Consider the following 16199-nt stretch of genomic DNA (forward strand, 5'->3'; position numbering starts at 1 on the left):
TCTCCCTATACTAAAAGTATTATCACTTCAAATAAGCGTAATAGCTGTTTATAGTCCTCAATCGGCCTGGTTGAGGTTTTTTTACCTATATCCTCAAGACTTTTCATAACATCTACCGGTAAGTCTTCTTCTTTTAATATTTTCTTAAAGTATTCAATGTCCTTTTGTACGAAATACGCATCCACTTTCTCCGACGAGGCCAACCTGCCGCCCTCCGCCCATTGTCCAAACCGTACATATAAATAATCCTTCTTTTCAAATTTTGCCTTGTCAACTTCTGTAACCAATGACTTCGGTGACACTCCAGCGTTTAGCTTTTTCATTATGTTTATAAAATAATTACTCTGAGCTTCAAACTCAACGCTTGACTCAAAGTTTTTTGTGAGGAGATTTAATGTTCCAACTGCATTGCCCCTGTCTCCTTGTCTTAGATATACCACAAGATCAGTCATGTATATTCCCGCCTGAAACATTATTCTCTTGTGGTTTACCCCCTGAGAAAATCCGTACACATTAGCACGCTCTGAGTAAGTTGTAACCACATTTATCTTTGAAGTCATTTCAGTCAGGGACGATACAGAGGGTTTTAGTGAATAATTGTAAGCGGTGATGCCAAAGGTAATAAGAAATAAAGCAGCTATCGCCACTTTAAATAACGGCTTCAGATAAAACCTCGATTTTGGTTTAACTGTTATGTCCTGAAGCGAAAGAGCTTCTACGGTATCAGCAAATATCTCATAGCATGTCTTACATTCAGAGAGATGCTTAATCACCTTTTCCCTATTTTCACTTATTCCGTCAATGAACTCCGCAATTTCATTTGCGGTAAGACAGGCGGAAGTGTCCTTCAAATCTTTCAGAGCCGATGTCTTTAGCCCTTCTGCTATTATTTTTCCAATCATATTGTCCATTTGATTATTTAGACGGACATCTTTTTCATGTTTTTCATTAATTTTTTTATTATTCATCGCCGCCCTTTCTTTCTATATATTCAAACACTTCCTGTATCCCTGACTTGCTTATCCCCCTTTTGAGGAGCTCTTCCTTTAACTTTACAAATATCGTCTTCAACCCTTTATCTATCGCTGCTCTTTCAACTTTTAAAATTCTTGCTATCTCCGATACATTTATATTGTCCTGAAATCTCATATTGATCATTAAAATCTCCTCGGGGAGCAATTGCGAGGTTATTATCTGAACCGCTATCATTACCTTTGAGTACAGTGTCTGGAGCCTTTGTTCCTCCATTACAGATTCCGGTGTGGCATTGCCGGGAGCAATCTCATCTATCGAATAAGAATCGATCGGATCAATTTTTATGCGGTCTTTTTTACTGAATGTCTCAGCCAACTTATATACCTCATCAGTTGTTATACTGATCTTATAGTTTTTACTCAGTATCTCAGTGGCCTCATCTATCGGTATGCCATCCCGTATTATCAATTTATACAGAATTTCGGCTGTCTTTCCTTGTGCCTTAACACTGCCGGATACCCTTTGGCGTCCTTCCGTCTCTCTGAAAATATCTATTATCAGACAACGTACCACGGTGGTTATGTATGTTTTAAAAGAACTCCTTCCACCATAGGCGCGTATTTTCTTGTAGTCTTCTTCTATTAATTTCTCTAAAACGCGCCCTGTGCAATCCTGCAGCTCCGGACCACCTACATCGTATTTTGCACAAAGAGATTTTATCGCCTGCTTTATTACAGGCAGATTTTCCTCTAAATATTTTTCAGCGTCCACTTACCCCTCTTTATGTAACTTTAAAAAAATCCTTGTAAACATGGCTGACATGTCCGTCTAATCTATAAGAACATCAACCTAAAATGTCTCGGGAGGTTATTATGAATAAGGATTCTAACACATTGAGTAAAATTATTGAAAGGGACGGTTTAAATACTATTGCAGCTGTTATGCTGGATATTGAAAATAATATAATAGAAAAAAGGCATACTGTAAGCCATGAATTTAACAGTGACTCAGGAGACTTTATTCTATACTATAATCATAACAATGAGAAGATCGAGGGGAAAATTAAAAATTATAAAGTCGGCTCTATAGTTCCCCTTTCGATAACTGCTCCGGGTTATGGGCAAAATAAGGATTCCATATCTACAAACATGCTGTCAAAGGGTGCTTCCGGACATAACATGGCTGTTGCCACATATTCCAACTCACGCAGTATCGAGGACCGCACACCGTCTTCATACGAGGAGGATTTTCTTAACGTTTACTCATTTTTAACCGGACTTAATTTCATTAATGCGGAGCAGATTTCAGTTTCCTCTATCAGTATAAATTCAATTTTTATTGTGAAAGCACTGGCTGAGAAAGTTGCAATGAGTAAAAAAATGGTTCTTCCAAAGGCTGTTACATTATTTCTTCCGCCATGGTTTGGGATTGCAACGGCATTGAAACGTTGTTTTCTCTGTAACAGTGATCCTATTCAGGGTTTCAGGGAGAGTAATATAAGGTCCCGGGACATTAACTTAAATGACGATTACAGCTTCGAAGGTAATCAGACAAAAACAACTTTTTGTCTGGAAATAATACTTAACGAGGATTTTGCCTATCAGCAAAGAGGTTTCCTTAAAAATATTAACACTATCATGGATGTTGGTGTGTCGCTAAATATAGTTGTAGCGTAATACCAAGTAGCAGTCAAAAGAGTACCGGGGCGGCTGGGAGAAAGCGACACAGACGTACTCTCCCCTAAAGCTAAGGACGCCGTCCTTCCCCGTTTTTATTTCTGGTTTCATACTCAAGAAAGGCAACTTTTTGATTTAATTCCTTAATTTTTCCCTTGAGGTCCGAGATTATTATGGAAAAGTACATAAGAGAGAGTATAAGTAAAACTGTCAGAACTACCAGAATTATGACAGGTGGATAACCAATTCCCAGAAATATGGCTATTTGATTTACAATATCATCTAAAAAGGCCCCGCTCATAATGCACACACTAACGACAAACCATAAAAGCGAATGTTCCTCACGAAATTTACGTCTTCTTACCAGTTCAAATATTATAGTGAAAAGCAAAAGCCCCAGAACCATAATCAATACCCTTGAACCGGTTGACACTAATCCCTCCTCAGGGCTACCATGATGATGGCAAGTACCATTTTTATCACATATCCTATAGGCCTTAGCCCGCTGTGCATTGATGTGCCCTCAAGACGGTGATACATATGTACCTGGGTTTCCACAATTTTGAAGTTTTTCTTATGAAGCAGCATAATGGTGTTGGCATCGGGGTAATCCATCGGGTAATTATCACCCTTAGCGAGATAGGAAAAAACGGTTTTATCCATCATTTGAAAGCCGCTTGTCGGATCTGTAAACTTTATACCGGTATAGAGGCGGGTAATGGCTCTGAAAAAAGCTACCCCCGCCTTTCGTATTAGTCCCATCCTATAACCTTCTGATAAAAACCTCGTTCCTATAACCACATTTGCCCCTGTTGCAGTATGTGCCTCGGAGAGATTTTTAATACACGCCGGATCATGTTGTCCATCGCCGTCCATAGTTACAACGTAGTCATACCCTTTCATGAGAGCAAACCTGAAACCGCTCTGCAACGCCCCGCCGTAACCAAGATTAAAAGTGTGGTTTAAGACCTTTGCCCCATGGCTTTCAGATACCATCGCAGTTTGATCCCCTGAGCCGTCATTTACCACCACAACATCAATATCCGGCTGCAACGCCCTTATACCGTCTAACACCGCTCCTATGTTTTTTTCCTCGTTATACGCCGGGATTATTATAAGTGTCTTTTTCACTGTTTTAGTATCTTACCCTAAGAGCACTTCCCACTGTTTCCACAGTCCATGGGCTATTTCCCAGATAGTCTCCGTCTATCTGGGCATGTATTGCGGCATCAATTGTAACATGCCGGCATTTGATATGTTTTATATGGCGGCAGCGGCAGGACTCTCCCGTAAGTACACTTATCACATCCCTCAGCAAGTGCATTCTGTCTTTACCGTTAAATACAGTAGCATACAGGGCGTCATTTTCAATGCCGGCATCCGGCGCTATCCTGAAATCCCCCCCATAACGGCTGGCGTTACTTACTATCACACCTGTTGCCTCATAAACATATTCATCCACCTTTAAACCAATGTCAACCGGTGCATAGTTCAGAAAATTTCTGAGACCGCTGTATATGTATGCCCAGATGCCAAAGCGCTTTTTTAATTCTCTGTTAAGCCCAAAAACCGCCCCGCCGTCAAAACCAAAACCTGCCATTGAAATAAAGTACCTGTACCTCTGTGATTCATTAAATGTTACCTTCCCCAGGGAAATACTTTTAACACTGCCTCTTAGTATAACCCGTAGAGCCTCCTCTATGGGTTTTTGTGTTCCCAACTCTCTGCAAATCACATTTGTCAGGCCAAATGGTAAAAACCCAACCGGAATATCGGAAAATGACGCTGCATTTACCACCTCATTTGCCGTGCCGTCCCCGCCGCATACTAATATAAGTGAATGGGTATTGTTCTTTGCCGCTCTGTGTGCCAGGGTCTCTGCATCCCCCTTCTTCTGTGTAATATACAGGTCATAGTCCACACTGCTTTCCTGTAGAGCCTTACATAAAATATCCTGTTTTTTCTTTGAATATGTACCCGATACAGGGTTAACTATGACAAGAGCCGATGATTTCATTTAATTTCTTTACTCCTTTAATCTCCGGTAACGCATCAAACAGTGCCGGAGTTTTTTCGAGGTATCCTCTCACTCTTTGCACGCCCGCGTCTTCAGTTAAAAAAATCACCCTGCCTCCATAAGGATTTCCATGCTCTTTAATGTTGGGAATCCTTATATAGCCGTGCCTCTTTGAGGCAACATATCCAGTTGAGTACTCCGGATCATCAGAGACGCAAATCTCGGCAACAACCTCATCACAGGAGCAAACCTTAGAGGCAAGCAGCAACGCCTCTTTGACCCTGTAGTGAGTAAGTCCGTGATTCTTAAGATAATCGGCAAACTCCCCGGCAAGACTATCCAGCAGCCCAAAGCGTGAGACTCTTACCGGCATTTCAGCACCACTGCAGAGAAATTTGCCGGTCTTTGCACTAATTATGTAAGCGCCTGATATGTTTGTGTCACTATAAAGGGCACTGATTGCAGAGCATACCGCCTTATCAGATATCTCAAGTGTGCTAAGAATTGTTTTGACTGCCTCAGGGGCATCTCCTGCAGTTTGTATATCACAGGTGACAACCGGCAGCAACGTCAGCCTCAGAGGTTCTGATTCAATTTTTTCCACCGTGATAACAATTTTTTCAGGCTGGTGCATTAAAGCACGATTAAGATACGATGCTGTTGTATTTTGAAGCCTCTGTGCGGTTACTATATCCTCAGCACCGGATACATGGACTGCCTCGTTTTGTGCCCTCATTCTTATACTATAGAGTTCCGGGGATGTGGTCATTTGTATCTGAACCCGGAGAGCTCGATAAATCTTGTATCTTCATACGGAGGACGTCCTGTAGTGGTTAAATAGTTTCCAATTAACAAGCCGTCGGCGCCGGCCATAAATATGAAAGAGTTAAACTCCCCCAGTGTCTGCATCCTGCCCCCGCAGATGCGTATTTCCCTGTGAGGCAGTATAAACCTGTAGAGGCCTATTATTTTCAGAGCATCAGTGGGATTTAGCGTGGTGGAGTTTGCCATCTTAGTGCCGGCAATGGGAGTGAGGAAATTTATCGGAACGGAGTCAGCCTCAATATCTCTTAAAAAAAAGGCCATATCCACCCTGTCTTCCCACGTTTCCCCCAGGCCGAATATGCCTCCGGAGCAAAGAGAAAGGCCGGAGGACTTAACCGCCTCAATGGTTTTAACCTTATCCTTAAATGTGTGTGAGGAGCAAACCTGAGGGAAAAACCGCTCCGAGGTCTCAATGTTGTGATGGTAGCGGTTAAGGCCGGAGTCTCTTAGAGTTATTATGGAATTATCGTCAAGAAGCCCCAGAGTGGCACATGTAAGCAGCCCCTCAGTGCTTATGGATTTAACCATAACAGAGAGCTTTTCAATCTCACCCTCCAACACTCTCTTCCCTCCGGTTACAAGACAAAACCTGGCAGCACCGTTTCTTTTAGCGCTCAGTGCAGCCGCCGCCACTTCCTTATAACTCCTAAGTGGATAGCGCTCTATTTCCGCCTTAGACTCATACGACTGGGCACAGAATGAACAGTCTTCAGAACATCCACCAGATTTGGCATTAACTATCGAGCAAAGGTCAATGAAGTCTCCCCTGTGGTGTTCCCTTATAGCAGAGGCCGCCGCCATTAGTTCATATAGCCGGCTACTCTGGAGGCTGCATATTTGCATAGCCTCGCTTTTTGTCAGGCTTTTACCCTCAAGGACCTTATCTTTTAATTTTATAATCATAACTATTTTTATAAACCACCCTGTAAGTATAACAATTCCTGTTTATTTCTGTATAATATTTTCGAGTCAGCCGACGGAACTGATACTATAAAACATGGCTGGAAATTTTGACATCCTGTACGGTACAACATATAACAATATGTGATATGTTTATAAAAAAAGCTTATTTGACATGATGTACCCGGCATTAATACAATTTTACTATAGGACGTTGTCAAAACATAAATATCTGCTTAGTTTTTCTTTTTAAGGGTCTTAGGGTTTGAAAATAAGTAACAAACTACTGCTTATATTCTCATTTAAAATTATTGTGTTTGGAATCATGGGTTACCTTCTTGTTGCGGAAAATAATGTCATAACAAGAGAAATAGAAGATTTACGCAAAAGCGATCTTAGTAGAATGACAGAGGTTACTGACATCTTATCTTCACTTAGTGATTCAAGAAGATTACTAACCGTTTTTACTACAGACAGTCTTATACAGACACGCACTGTGAGTATATCTGACCTAAAAGCATCATTAAGCCAGGTTCTGTCAAAACGTAATGATTGTCTAAACAAATGGTTGGAAGGTATAAGTATCGCCGGCGAAATGGATAAAAAAACCGGTTTACGAAATCATTACAAAAGGGATTCGCTTGAAAAAGACTTTATAGAAGTAAAATCAAGGCTGAATGAGCTGGCAGTAAGAGAAAATTCATTTATTGATGTTTACAACACAAAAGGCATTACTGAAGCCGTGTACTATTTTGATAACAACCTCCGTCCCTATTCTGTAGATATTCAGAACTATTTGATAGAACAGAAACGAATTATATTCTCAGAATCAGAACATCAAATGGATATTATGATAAAAAATAATGACTTATATACAGTTTATGTAATAATTGCTTTTTTAATAGTTGTTGCAGTGACAGTTTCTACAGGGTTATATTTGAGAAGGCAAATATTAGCCCCTGTAAATAGACTTAAAGCTCAGACTTACGAAATAGGGAAAAACAGGTTAAATGCAATAATTGAGGTTACCTCAAAGGATGAAATCGGAGAGCTTACAGAGTCGTTTAATGAAATGGTTGTAGAGCTTAAGAACCATCGTGAGAATCTGGATGACTTACTTGATAAACGAACAAATGATTTGATTGCATCTCATGAAAAACTTCGTCTAAGCCAGAAACAACTGGTTCAGTCCGAGAAAATGGCGGCTTTGGCCCAACTTGTGGCAGGAATTGCCCATGAGATAAATACCCCTGTAGGTGTCGGCGTTACCGCAGCCTCACACTTTGACACTATCACTAAGAATATTTTGAATTCATACGCTGAAAAAACTATGACTAAAACCGATCTTGAGGAATATTTTGACAGTGCAAGGGAAAGCACCGACCTGATTTTAAAAAATCTATATCGCACTGCCGATCTCGTCCGCAGCTTCAAAATGGTTTCAGCAGACCAGACAAGCCAGGAGCTAAGAAAATTCAAAATAAAGCCTTACATTGAGGATGTCTTGTTAAGCCTCAAGCCTAAGCTAAAGAAGACTGCACATAAGATTAACGTACAATGTGATGACAAAATCGAACTATACAGCTATCCGGGGGCTTATGCCCAGATAATAACGAATCTTATTGTTAATTCATTAACTCACGCATATGACGACGGAGAGGCAGGCAATATTAAAATAGCTGTATTCAGTGATGATACCAACGTGACACTGGAATATACAGACGATGGTAAAGGCATTCCGAGGGAAAACATAAATTACATATTTGAGCCGTTTTTTACTACCAACAGAAAGCAAGGTGGGACAGGTTTAGGACTTCACGTGCTCTATAACATAGTGACGCAGTCACTGAAGGGCACCATCGTTTGCCAAAGCACAACGGCAAAGGGAGTAAAGTTTATTATTACAGCGCCAAATGATGCAGGAGGAGTTAGTAATGGATGAATCTGAACAGGTATTTTTTGCTGAGGAAAGACATTTACCCTCAGTAAGAAAGCAGTGGAAAGTAATGATTGTTGACGATGAGGAGGATATTCACAAGGTCACAAAACTTGCGCTTGGAAAATTGAACTTTAAGAATAAGAAAATAGATTTTGTAAGTGCATATTCCGGCCGTGAAGCTATGAGGTTGATAAAAGAACATCCCGATACTGCCGTTATCCTTCTGGATGTGGTCATGGAGGACGATGATTCCGGCCTTCAGCTGGTTAAATATATAAGAGACGAATTAAAAAATAAGTTTGTAAGAATAATTCTTCGCACAGGGCAGCCTGGGCAGGCCCCTGAGGAGCACGTCATCATAGATTACGATATAAACGACTATAAAACAAAAGAGGAATTAACCGATAAGAAACTCTTCACAACAGTAATCGCCTCTCTGCGCTCCTTCACTGATATAAAAATAATAGAGTCCAACCGCCGTGGACTTGAAAGAATCATTGAGGCAACGGCATCTTTGTCGGACGTTGAATCGGTTAAAATTCTTGTAACCGGAATGTTATCCCTGTTAATATCTATTCTGAGACTTGAAAATGACTCCATTTTCGGCCAAACTGTGGGTTTTTTTTCAGATAAAACCAACGGAGACTTTCTTATACTATCCGGAACCGGTTCATATGAAGGCTCTGCCGGAAAAAAAGTAAAAGAGGCCATTAACCCCACAGTGCTAAAAAACATAGATAGCGCCTGTCAGGAGCAAAAGAGTCTCTTTTTCGATAATCACTGTATAGTGTTTTTTCAGAATAATAAATATCTTAATAGTTTTTTATATCTTGAGGGATTTACCGCCTTTGACGACCATGACAGGGAACTTATCGAGCGTTTTTGCGTCAATGTTTCAAATGCTTTGGAGAAAGCACTGCTTCAGGAAAGAATCGAGACAGTCAAATCGCTTGCTATCAACAGCATACTGAAACTTACAGAATGTATCTGCACAAACGACTGCAGTCATATTCACAGAAGCGGAAAAACGGCAGGACTGCTTGCCGGTGCATTAATGGCTAAAGGCAGACTCTATGGCACCGATGACGTCACGTTTCCACATCTACTGGAGGTCGCCACAACAGTTTATCACGATATAGGCCGATTGTGTAATGTGGAGGATGATATACTAAACCTAAGCAAACTGGATGAAAACATGATACGTGATATTTCTGAGTACTTATTTATTGTAAATGAGGTAATTGAAAGAGCACTTGAAATAAACGGCAATAAGTACCTCCATATGGCTATGGACATAATACGCCATAAATATACCAGATTTGACGGAGCAGGGTTTCCTCACAGTTTAAGCGGCGAGGAAATACCCATATCCGCCCGCATTGCATATGTGTCGGATTTTTACGATTGTCTGACAAGCGGGAAAGTTGGCGCAATGGACAGCAAAAGTGCATTACTATCTATAAAAAAACACGCCGGCAGTGTTTTTGACCCTGATATTGTGTCATGCCTTGAGGAGATTATAAGTGAAAAAGATAATTAACGCTAACATTTTTTAGCAGGCGATAGGATACATGTTTGACGATATATTTTTTGCGGAGGAAAAAAAACAGCCTGAGATTACCGATTATTGGAAGGTTATAATTGTAGATGATGAGGCGGACGTCCATAAGGTGACTATGCTGGCCTTAAAGAAGGTAATGTATAAAAATAAGCCGCTTAAGTTTATAAGCGCATATACAACTTCTGATGCCCAACGTGTAATTGCTCAACACAGTGACGCCGCTCTGATTCTCCTTGACGTTGTGATGGAAACGGATGGGGCGGGACTTCAGCTTGTAAAGTACATCAGAGATGAACTTAATAACAAACTTATCAGAATAATTCTTCGTACAGGGCAGCCTGGAGAGGCACCGGAGGAAGACGTTATAGTAAATTACGATATTAACGATTACAAAACCAAGGAGGAACTTACCGATAAAAAGCTCTTTACCATAGTTATTTCCTCCATACGCTCCTACACTGATCTGATTAAGTTAAACGAAAAGAATATTGAGTTGGAAAATGAAATAATTAAACGCAAGGAGGCTGACAAAAAAATTAACGCTTCCCTGAGGGAAAAAGAAATTCTGATTGAGGAGATTCACCACAGAGTAAAAAATAATCTTCAAATAATCTCAAGCCTGTTGTTTTTGCGCAGCAAACATATTAAAGATGAATATACTCTTGAACTTATAGAGGAAACCCGCAGCCGTATTAAGGCTATAGCACTTTTGCATGAACAGCTGTACCACTCTGACGACCTCGCAAAGATTGATTTTCACAAATACTTAAAGGTATTAACAGACGATCTTGCATACGCCTATGGAGTTAACTTCTCAAACATAACAATCACCATAAATGCTACAGATATTCGTTTAGGAATAGACATGGCTATACCCTGCGGACTTATCATTACCGAGTTGGTAACGAATGCTTTTAAGTATGCATTTCCCGGGGGTAATGGAGAGATATTGATAGATTTTTTTGTTGACACCAATAACATGTATGTACTAAATATAGGTGACAATGGGGTGGGGATTCCAAAGGATATTGATGTTGCAAATACTGATTCTTTTGGTTTGAGACTGGTACATGATCTGGTAGAACAGCAAAATGGGAAGATAGTTATTGCAACAAACAATGGAACTGTGTATAATATATCATTTCCGCTTCAGCAGAGGTAGAAATAATTTAAATATTTTCTTGTAAGGAAACTATGAGCAATTATACAAAAGGTATTGACGATTTAACAAAAGAAATGGGCAATTTTGTAAAAATAACCGAAGAAGTGTTAACTGTTGATACTGCTGATAAAAAAATACAGAAATGTTGGCAGCTGATTCCATGTACAAAAGAGGCAATGGAAAAGTGCCCTGCAGTATTAAAAAATGCTGAACGAATATGTTGGCTGGTAGCAGGCACATTCAGTGTCAATGAAAATAAGGCACCTTGCTTGGATACGTTAACTAACTGTAATGAGTGTGAGTTCTATTTATTAAGAAAACACACAGGATATAAGGATACGGAAAACATCAGAATTTTAGTAGTTGAGGATGAGCGAATAATCGCCCGCGAGATAGAAGAACGGTTGAAACGAATGGGATATTTTGTAATTGGGATAGCGTCTTCAGGTGAGAGTGCGCTACAGATAGTATATGAACAAATGCCTGACATTGTGCTTATGGATATAAGGCTCAAAGGTGAAATTGATGGTATAGAGGCGGCAAAGGATATAAGAGTAAAATATGATATCCCTGTTATTTTTCTTACCGCTCACTCGGATAAAGCTACATTGGAAAGAGCGAAGGTAACTCAACCATATGGATATTTACTGAAACCCTTTCATGAAAAGGATATCTCCTCAACAATAGAAATTTCCATGTTTAAACATAAAATGGATATTAAAAACAGAGAGGAAAAACAGCAATTATCACAAAGTATTCAAGACCAGGCAATAGCGGCGCAGAGAGCGGATCAAAGTCTCGAATTAATAGAAGATATGAACAGTACAATCGAAAAAGCCATCAGCGTTGCCGATTCAGATAAACAAAAAGAGTTTCTGCAATCACTAAAAAAAACCTCGCAAACACTCCAGACACAACTTGAAAGTATAAAAAACACATCTAATACCAAGTAGCAGTCAAAAGAGTAACGAGGCGGCTGGGAGCTTTCGACGAAGCCAACAAAATTAATCGAATGAATGCAACTTGGTATTAATTATCTGGTGACAAAAAAAACTGTGCCACGAACTGTAGTGAACGATATTTAATCTGACAGTTGTATAATTTCTTCCTTGCCAAAATTGTAAGACAATCTTATAGTGGACCCCAAATTTCATTGACCTGACTCACATGGATACCAAATTCCTGCGCTATTTCATTTGCCGTCCTCACTTATGGGTTATTTTTCTCATAAAGTTCCCTTAAAAACTCACTCCCTCTTGAACCGTAGATATTACATATTTTGTTGGCGTTGACCTTTGCACCTGCATTGTATAGAAACTCAACTATTGAGCTGGTATGCTCCTCGTCAAAATCAGGTGTAAAGTTGTTAAGCATTTCCAGATAGATTTCACCAATATATTTAGCCGTTTCAGCATTGTCGCATTTGTCTTTAAGTTTAAGTTCATTTAAGTGTTCAATAAAAAAGCGTGAATTATGATCTACATTAACATATGGTGCTGATAATTTAAGCCATAGATACGTTTTTTCATCTATTTTCGGCAGGAATATCGCCAACTTTGAAGCACAAGACAAAATTAGTCTATCTTCATCTTGCACATTTTCCTTCTCTACATTTTTGTATTTCTCATAAATCACTTTCCAGAATTCGATTATTTTTGGTTTCATTTTATTATTTTCTTCACTATTTATATTTTCATCATTTCTTTGCATCCAGAAATAGTCAATAATTTCAATTATCTGTTCGGCTTTCCATATATCAATAAGTTTTTTAAACAAACCTTCCGAATTGATAAGAGTTTCATCTTCTCTCAGAAGATAATAAACGCAAATGTATTGAATTAAAAATTTTTTATTACTATCCTTCTTGAATTTATCATAGTATGAGGAAATACCATGTAAAAAATGCGGCTTCATTAAACCATAGAAATCATTGTAAACTGTACCAACAGATAGAAACCCATCCATAAAGGCCTCCCAATATTTGACGTCGTAATCGTAATCGTAATATTTTTTTAAACTGTCAACATTTGCTTCTACCCATGTTCTGTCCAAATAGGCTAGGTTTATAAAATGATTACCAAGAGAAACGTATGCCTCTATAAATTTTTTCTCCAAAATCTCATCGAATTTATCTAACGACCATTTTATATCATATGTGCTGTTCGTTTTTTCATTAACACGTTTTATTCTTAATGAGAGATACACAAGAGCTTTTAATGACTTGCCTAAAGGGGAATTTAAAGTATGTAAATCATAATCAGTAATTTCTTTAACATCTTTATTTCCCTCAGATTTACCCAATAGCAGAAAAACAATTTCCTTAGCTTTGTTGAAATATTCTTCATTAAAAGCCCATGAATCATCTCTTGTCCCATCCTGCATAAGTTCTGCGATAATTCCAATAACCCATTGATGATTAGCGCTATTATATTTAACTTTAAGCATATCTCCAACAAATTCATCCCTATTTATGTAATCATGGATGAATTCAAATAACTTACTCCAATCTATATTCTTTTTAGCAACCCACGCATCTTTTATTCCGCGAAGTATTGAATAAACATAAATATAGCCTGTATCTTTAAATGGCTTCAGATTATCAGTAAATCTATTCGGTGTTTCTCTTGCCAGTTCTTTCAAATGCTCTGAAAGACCACCCACCGTTTTTAAGTCAGGTTGCCCAAACCATTCTTCTTTTTGTTCAAATGTTTTGAGGTTCATGGCAATCTCCGCATTTGATAAATTAACTATCTCGTTATCAGTAAACGGAGAAGAACCGGGTCCAGAAAATGAACGGTGATATATTGACTCAGTGTGTATTTCGTCTTCCGGTATAGTGTATATTTTACGTTGTTCTTCATAAAGAAGCTTAAATTCCGGGTCTGATTTTAAAGCAAAATACCACTGCTGCTTCCTGTAAGCTCTATATATTTCTTTATTTTCAGCATCTTTCTCACTCTGTGTATCATGCTCTATTATATTTTTAATGAGGTTTTTCTCATCTGTTTCAAATTTCTTACAATTACTTTCAAGTAATTTGTAAAGTTCGGGTCTGTAATGCAGATCATTAAAATAATTAATTCCATTTATTTTAATCATATTTTTAAAGATGTCTTTATACGATTTCCATACATTACCTATAACGTACAAAACCAATCTTTTAAAAATCGGGAATTTATATGTTTCGTCTAAAAATTCGTCAATTATTTTCTTTGTTTGTTCGGTATTGTGCTTTGCTTTTGAAAGAAGGACATCTCTTAGTATCGTTACCAATATCCTATCCGCCCTGTGTTCATCTATATCTGTTTCAGAATAAAGTGATGAAAACCAAATATAGGAAATATCTGTAGTTTTTATTTCTTTACTGTACTCTTGCTTTAATATTATATTTAATCTGTCGGCAATTGTGAAAATAACCTTTTCTGTGCATTTCTCTCCGACCTTGACTGCATTTCTCTTGAATGATTTTAAGAGGTAATAGGGGTTAATACAAGTAACAAATTTATCATCTTCTTTTAACCCATCTTTAAAAGCACTTTCAAAATCTGACACATCGTTAACTGGTTCTTCTTCATGAACAGAAATCCACTTTATATCAGTAATTATCTCAACAATTTTTTCAGCCTTTCCCCAGTCATCTGGGTTATTGCTATTTAAAAATTTGGGTAACAATTTTTCTACTATTTCAGATTCTTGCAATGATGTGTCAAACTTAGAGTTAAGCCAACGTGGGATGAGATTAATTATTTCATCACTAATTCTATCATTAGGTAAATTACAAAGTATTTTTACAAAATACCACCATGTTTTGTAATTATCTATATGTTGACCGTTTGAATCCGTGTGGTTCGATACGTCATTGATTATTTTAATGAGGTCATCAATGTATTTACCATTATCTGAGATGTTTACCTGACGTGAAACTGTTTCCAGATAAGGTAGTACGTCCCACTCAGGAACTGAAAAGTAACCTTGCTGTTCTGACGGAACTGATATAGGTGCTCTATCAGAAGAAAAGTATCCTTTTTCTTTGAGCTGTGTAAACCACTCAACGGTTGTCAACTTTTTAAAGAAGTAGTTTCTAAAGTGATTATCATTTTTGATTAGTTGAAGAATTTCTGAAGCATTAGTCTCATTATAAGCATTTACATTATCATCAATAAATTTAACCTTCTCATGAAAATATGGAGATGTAATATTGATCTCTTTTTCCCATTCTTTAATAACAAAATACAATTGCTCGTACCCCTTTTCATCTATAGCATACGGTTTTACAATAATGTTTAAGGCATCAAAATATTTACGCTCATAACTTAGTAAACTCTTTTCCAATTTATAAAATGGCAGCAAAAGAAAATACTTAGCCACTTTATGACTTTCTGATTCATCTTTGTTACCTTTGAGTAAAACGTAATCGAGTATTTCTAATTCAGCCAAACTGTAACCAACAAATAGAATTATATAGTTACCATTAAAAATATTCTTGAGAAAACCTATTATTTCAGGCTTATTATAATGTTTTATGTAGTCCTGAATCGTTAATATAAGGGTCTCATGATTTTTTATTGAACCATGAAGTTTAAAAAGAGTGTCCTGCTTTAATTTTTTTGTTGGAAACTGGTTTGGTTCGGTATATATCCTTTGAGGTACAAAATGTTTATCAAAATGCTCATCAATATTAGTAGTGATGAATGTACCTCTAAATTTTATCAAATAATCATAAATGGGATAATAAGATATCACTTCGGGTTTATGTTTCAGTGAGCATTCCAATGCTGTTTGATAAACAAATGGTTCTAACGTTGATTTCATAATGCTGATTATTTTCCTAGGTTCGTGTGTTTTAAGTTTTTCTCTCTCCCAATAACTAATCAACTTGTTATCGAAGCTTACATCAACAAGATTATCGGCTAGTTCTTTCCACCCAAGACATCCAATAATTCTTGATACACCAGCACCAACAAAAACAATTAAGTTTTTATTAGAAACTGCTTTCAATATTTCTTTTGGCATTTCTGGTATAGGATATATTTCTTCAGATAGTTGCAATGATTTTGAATCATCTGTCATGCCTCAAACACTCCTTGCCTTATCGAGCCGGTTTTTGACCAGCTCACAGACAGCTAAGTATATCTCATTTCTTT

13 protein-coding genes are annotated in these 16199 nt (G+C 37.9%); 5 read left to right on the forward strand and 8 right to left on the reverse strand.

Annotated features, from left to right (window positions below):
- Window positions 1-5: 5 nt before the first annotated feature.
- Window positions 6-968, reverse strand: coding sequence for a hypothetical protein (locus H7844_08775; GenBank protein MEO5357378.1), 963 nt, complete (start codon window positions 966-968; stop codon window positions 6-8).
- Window positions 961-1746, reverse strand: coding sequence for a sigma-70 family RNA polymerase sigma factor (locus H7844_08780; protein MEO5357379.1), 786 nt, complete (start codon window positions 1744-1746; stop codon window positions 961-963). Before H7844_08780 ends, H7844_08775 begins: the two co-directional genes overlap by 8 nt.
- Window positions 1747-1847: 101 nt before the next feature.
- Between H7844_08780 and H7844_08785 the strand changes: the two genes are divergently transcribed.
- The gene (locus H7844_08785; protein MEO5357380.1) at window positions 1848-2651 is read left to right on the forward strand and encodes a hypothetical protein; all 804 of its coding nucleotides are present in this window, start codon (window positions 1848-1850) and stop codon (window positions 2649-2651) included.
- Window positions 2652-2721: 70 nt separating this feature from the next.
- Here the strand turns inward: H7844_08785 and H7844_08790 are convergent, their stop codons facing one another.
- Genes H7844_08790 through bioB form a run of 5 tightly spaced genes read right to left on the reverse strand, consistent with a single transcriptional unit; the run spans window position 2722 to window position 6396 of the window.
- Window positions 2722-3084, reverse strand: coding sequence for a DUF2304 domain-containing protein (locus H7844_08790; protein ID MEO5357381.1), 363 nt, complete (start codon window positions 3082-3084; stop codon window positions 2722-2724).
- Complete coding sequence (locus H7844_08795) at window positions 3084-3782, reverse strand: glycosyltransferase family 2 protein (protein ID MEO5357382.1); 699 nt, start codon at window positions 3780-3782, stop codon at window positions 3084-3086. Before H7844_08795 ends, H7844_08790 begins: the two co-directional genes overlap by 1 nt.
- A 4-nt stretch (window positions 3783-3786) precedes the next feature.
- Window positions 3787-4668: a diacylglycerol kinase family lipid kinase gene (locus tag H7844_08800; GenBank protein MEO5357383.1), complete on the reverse strand. Its 882-nt coding sequence runs from the start codon at window positions 4666-4668 to the stop codon at window positions 3787-3789.
- Window positions 4640-5437 carry a 6-carboxyhexanoate--CoA ligase gene (locus tag H7844_08805; GenBank protein MEO5357384.1) on the reverse strand — a complete coding sequence of 266 codons (798 nt, stop codon included), beginning with the start codon at window positions 5435-5437 and terminating at the stop codon, window positions 4640-4642. Before H7844_08805 ends, H7844_08800 begins: the two co-directional genes overlap by 29 nt.
- The gene (bioB, locus tag H7844_08810) at window positions 5434-6396 is read right to left on the reverse strand and encodes a biotin synthase BioB (protein MEO5357385.1); all 963 of its coding nucleotides are present in this window, start codon (window positions 6394-6396) and stop codon (window positions 5434-5436) included. Before bioB ends, H7844_08805 begins: the two co-directional genes overlap by 4 nt.
- 262 nt (window positions 6397-6658) lie before the next feature.
- Here bioB and H7844_08815 point away from each other — a divergent pair, with 262 nt between their 5' ends.
- The 4 genes from H7844_08815 to H7844_08830 are packed head-to-tail and all read left to right on the forward strand — an operon-like array spanning window position 6659 to window position 12008.
- A complete protein-coding gene (locus H7844_08815) occupies window positions 6659-8335 on the forward strand; it encodes a HAMP domain-containing histidine kinase (protein ID MEO5357386.1) in 1677 nt (558 codons plus the stop codon).
- The gene (locus H7844_08820) at window positions 8328-9872 is read left to right on the forward strand and encodes a DUF3369 domain-containing protein (GenBank protein MEO5357387.1); all 1545 of its coding nucleotides are present in this window, start codon (window positions 8328-8330) and stop codon (window positions 9870-9872) included. The genes H7844_08815 and H7844_08820 overlap by 8 nt, the downstream gene beginning before the upstream one ends.
- A 31-nt stretch (window positions 9873-9903) precedes the next feature.
- Window positions 9904-11055, forward strand: coding sequence for an ATP-binding protein (locus H7844_08825; protein MEO5357388.1), 1152 nt, complete (start codon window positions 9904-9906; stop codon window positions 11053-11055).
- A 32-nt stretch (window positions 11056-11087) separates the two neighbouring features.
- On the forward strand, window positions 11088-12008 hold the full coding sequence (locus H7844_08830; protein MEO5357389.1) for a response regulator: 921 nt from the start codon (window positions 11088-11090) through the stop codon (window positions 12006-12008).
- 256 nt (window positions 12009-12264) lie between these two features.
- On the opposite strand, the gene H7844_08835 is transcribed toward H7844_08830, so the two are convergent.
- Window positions 12265-16125: an SIR2 family protein gene (locus tag H7844_08835; protein ID MEO5357390.1), complete on the reverse strand. Its 3861-nt coding sequence runs from the start codon at window positions 16123-16125 to the stop codon at window positions 12265-12267.
- Between the last annotated feature and the right edge of the window lie 74 nt (window positions 16126-16199).

It is taken from the genome of Nitrospirae bacterium YQR-1 (assembly GCA_039908095.1).
In the GTDB taxonomy this organism is placed as follows: domain Bacteria; phylum Nitrospirota; class Thermodesulfovibrionia; order Thermodesulfovibrionales; family Magnetobacteriaceae; genus Magnetomonas.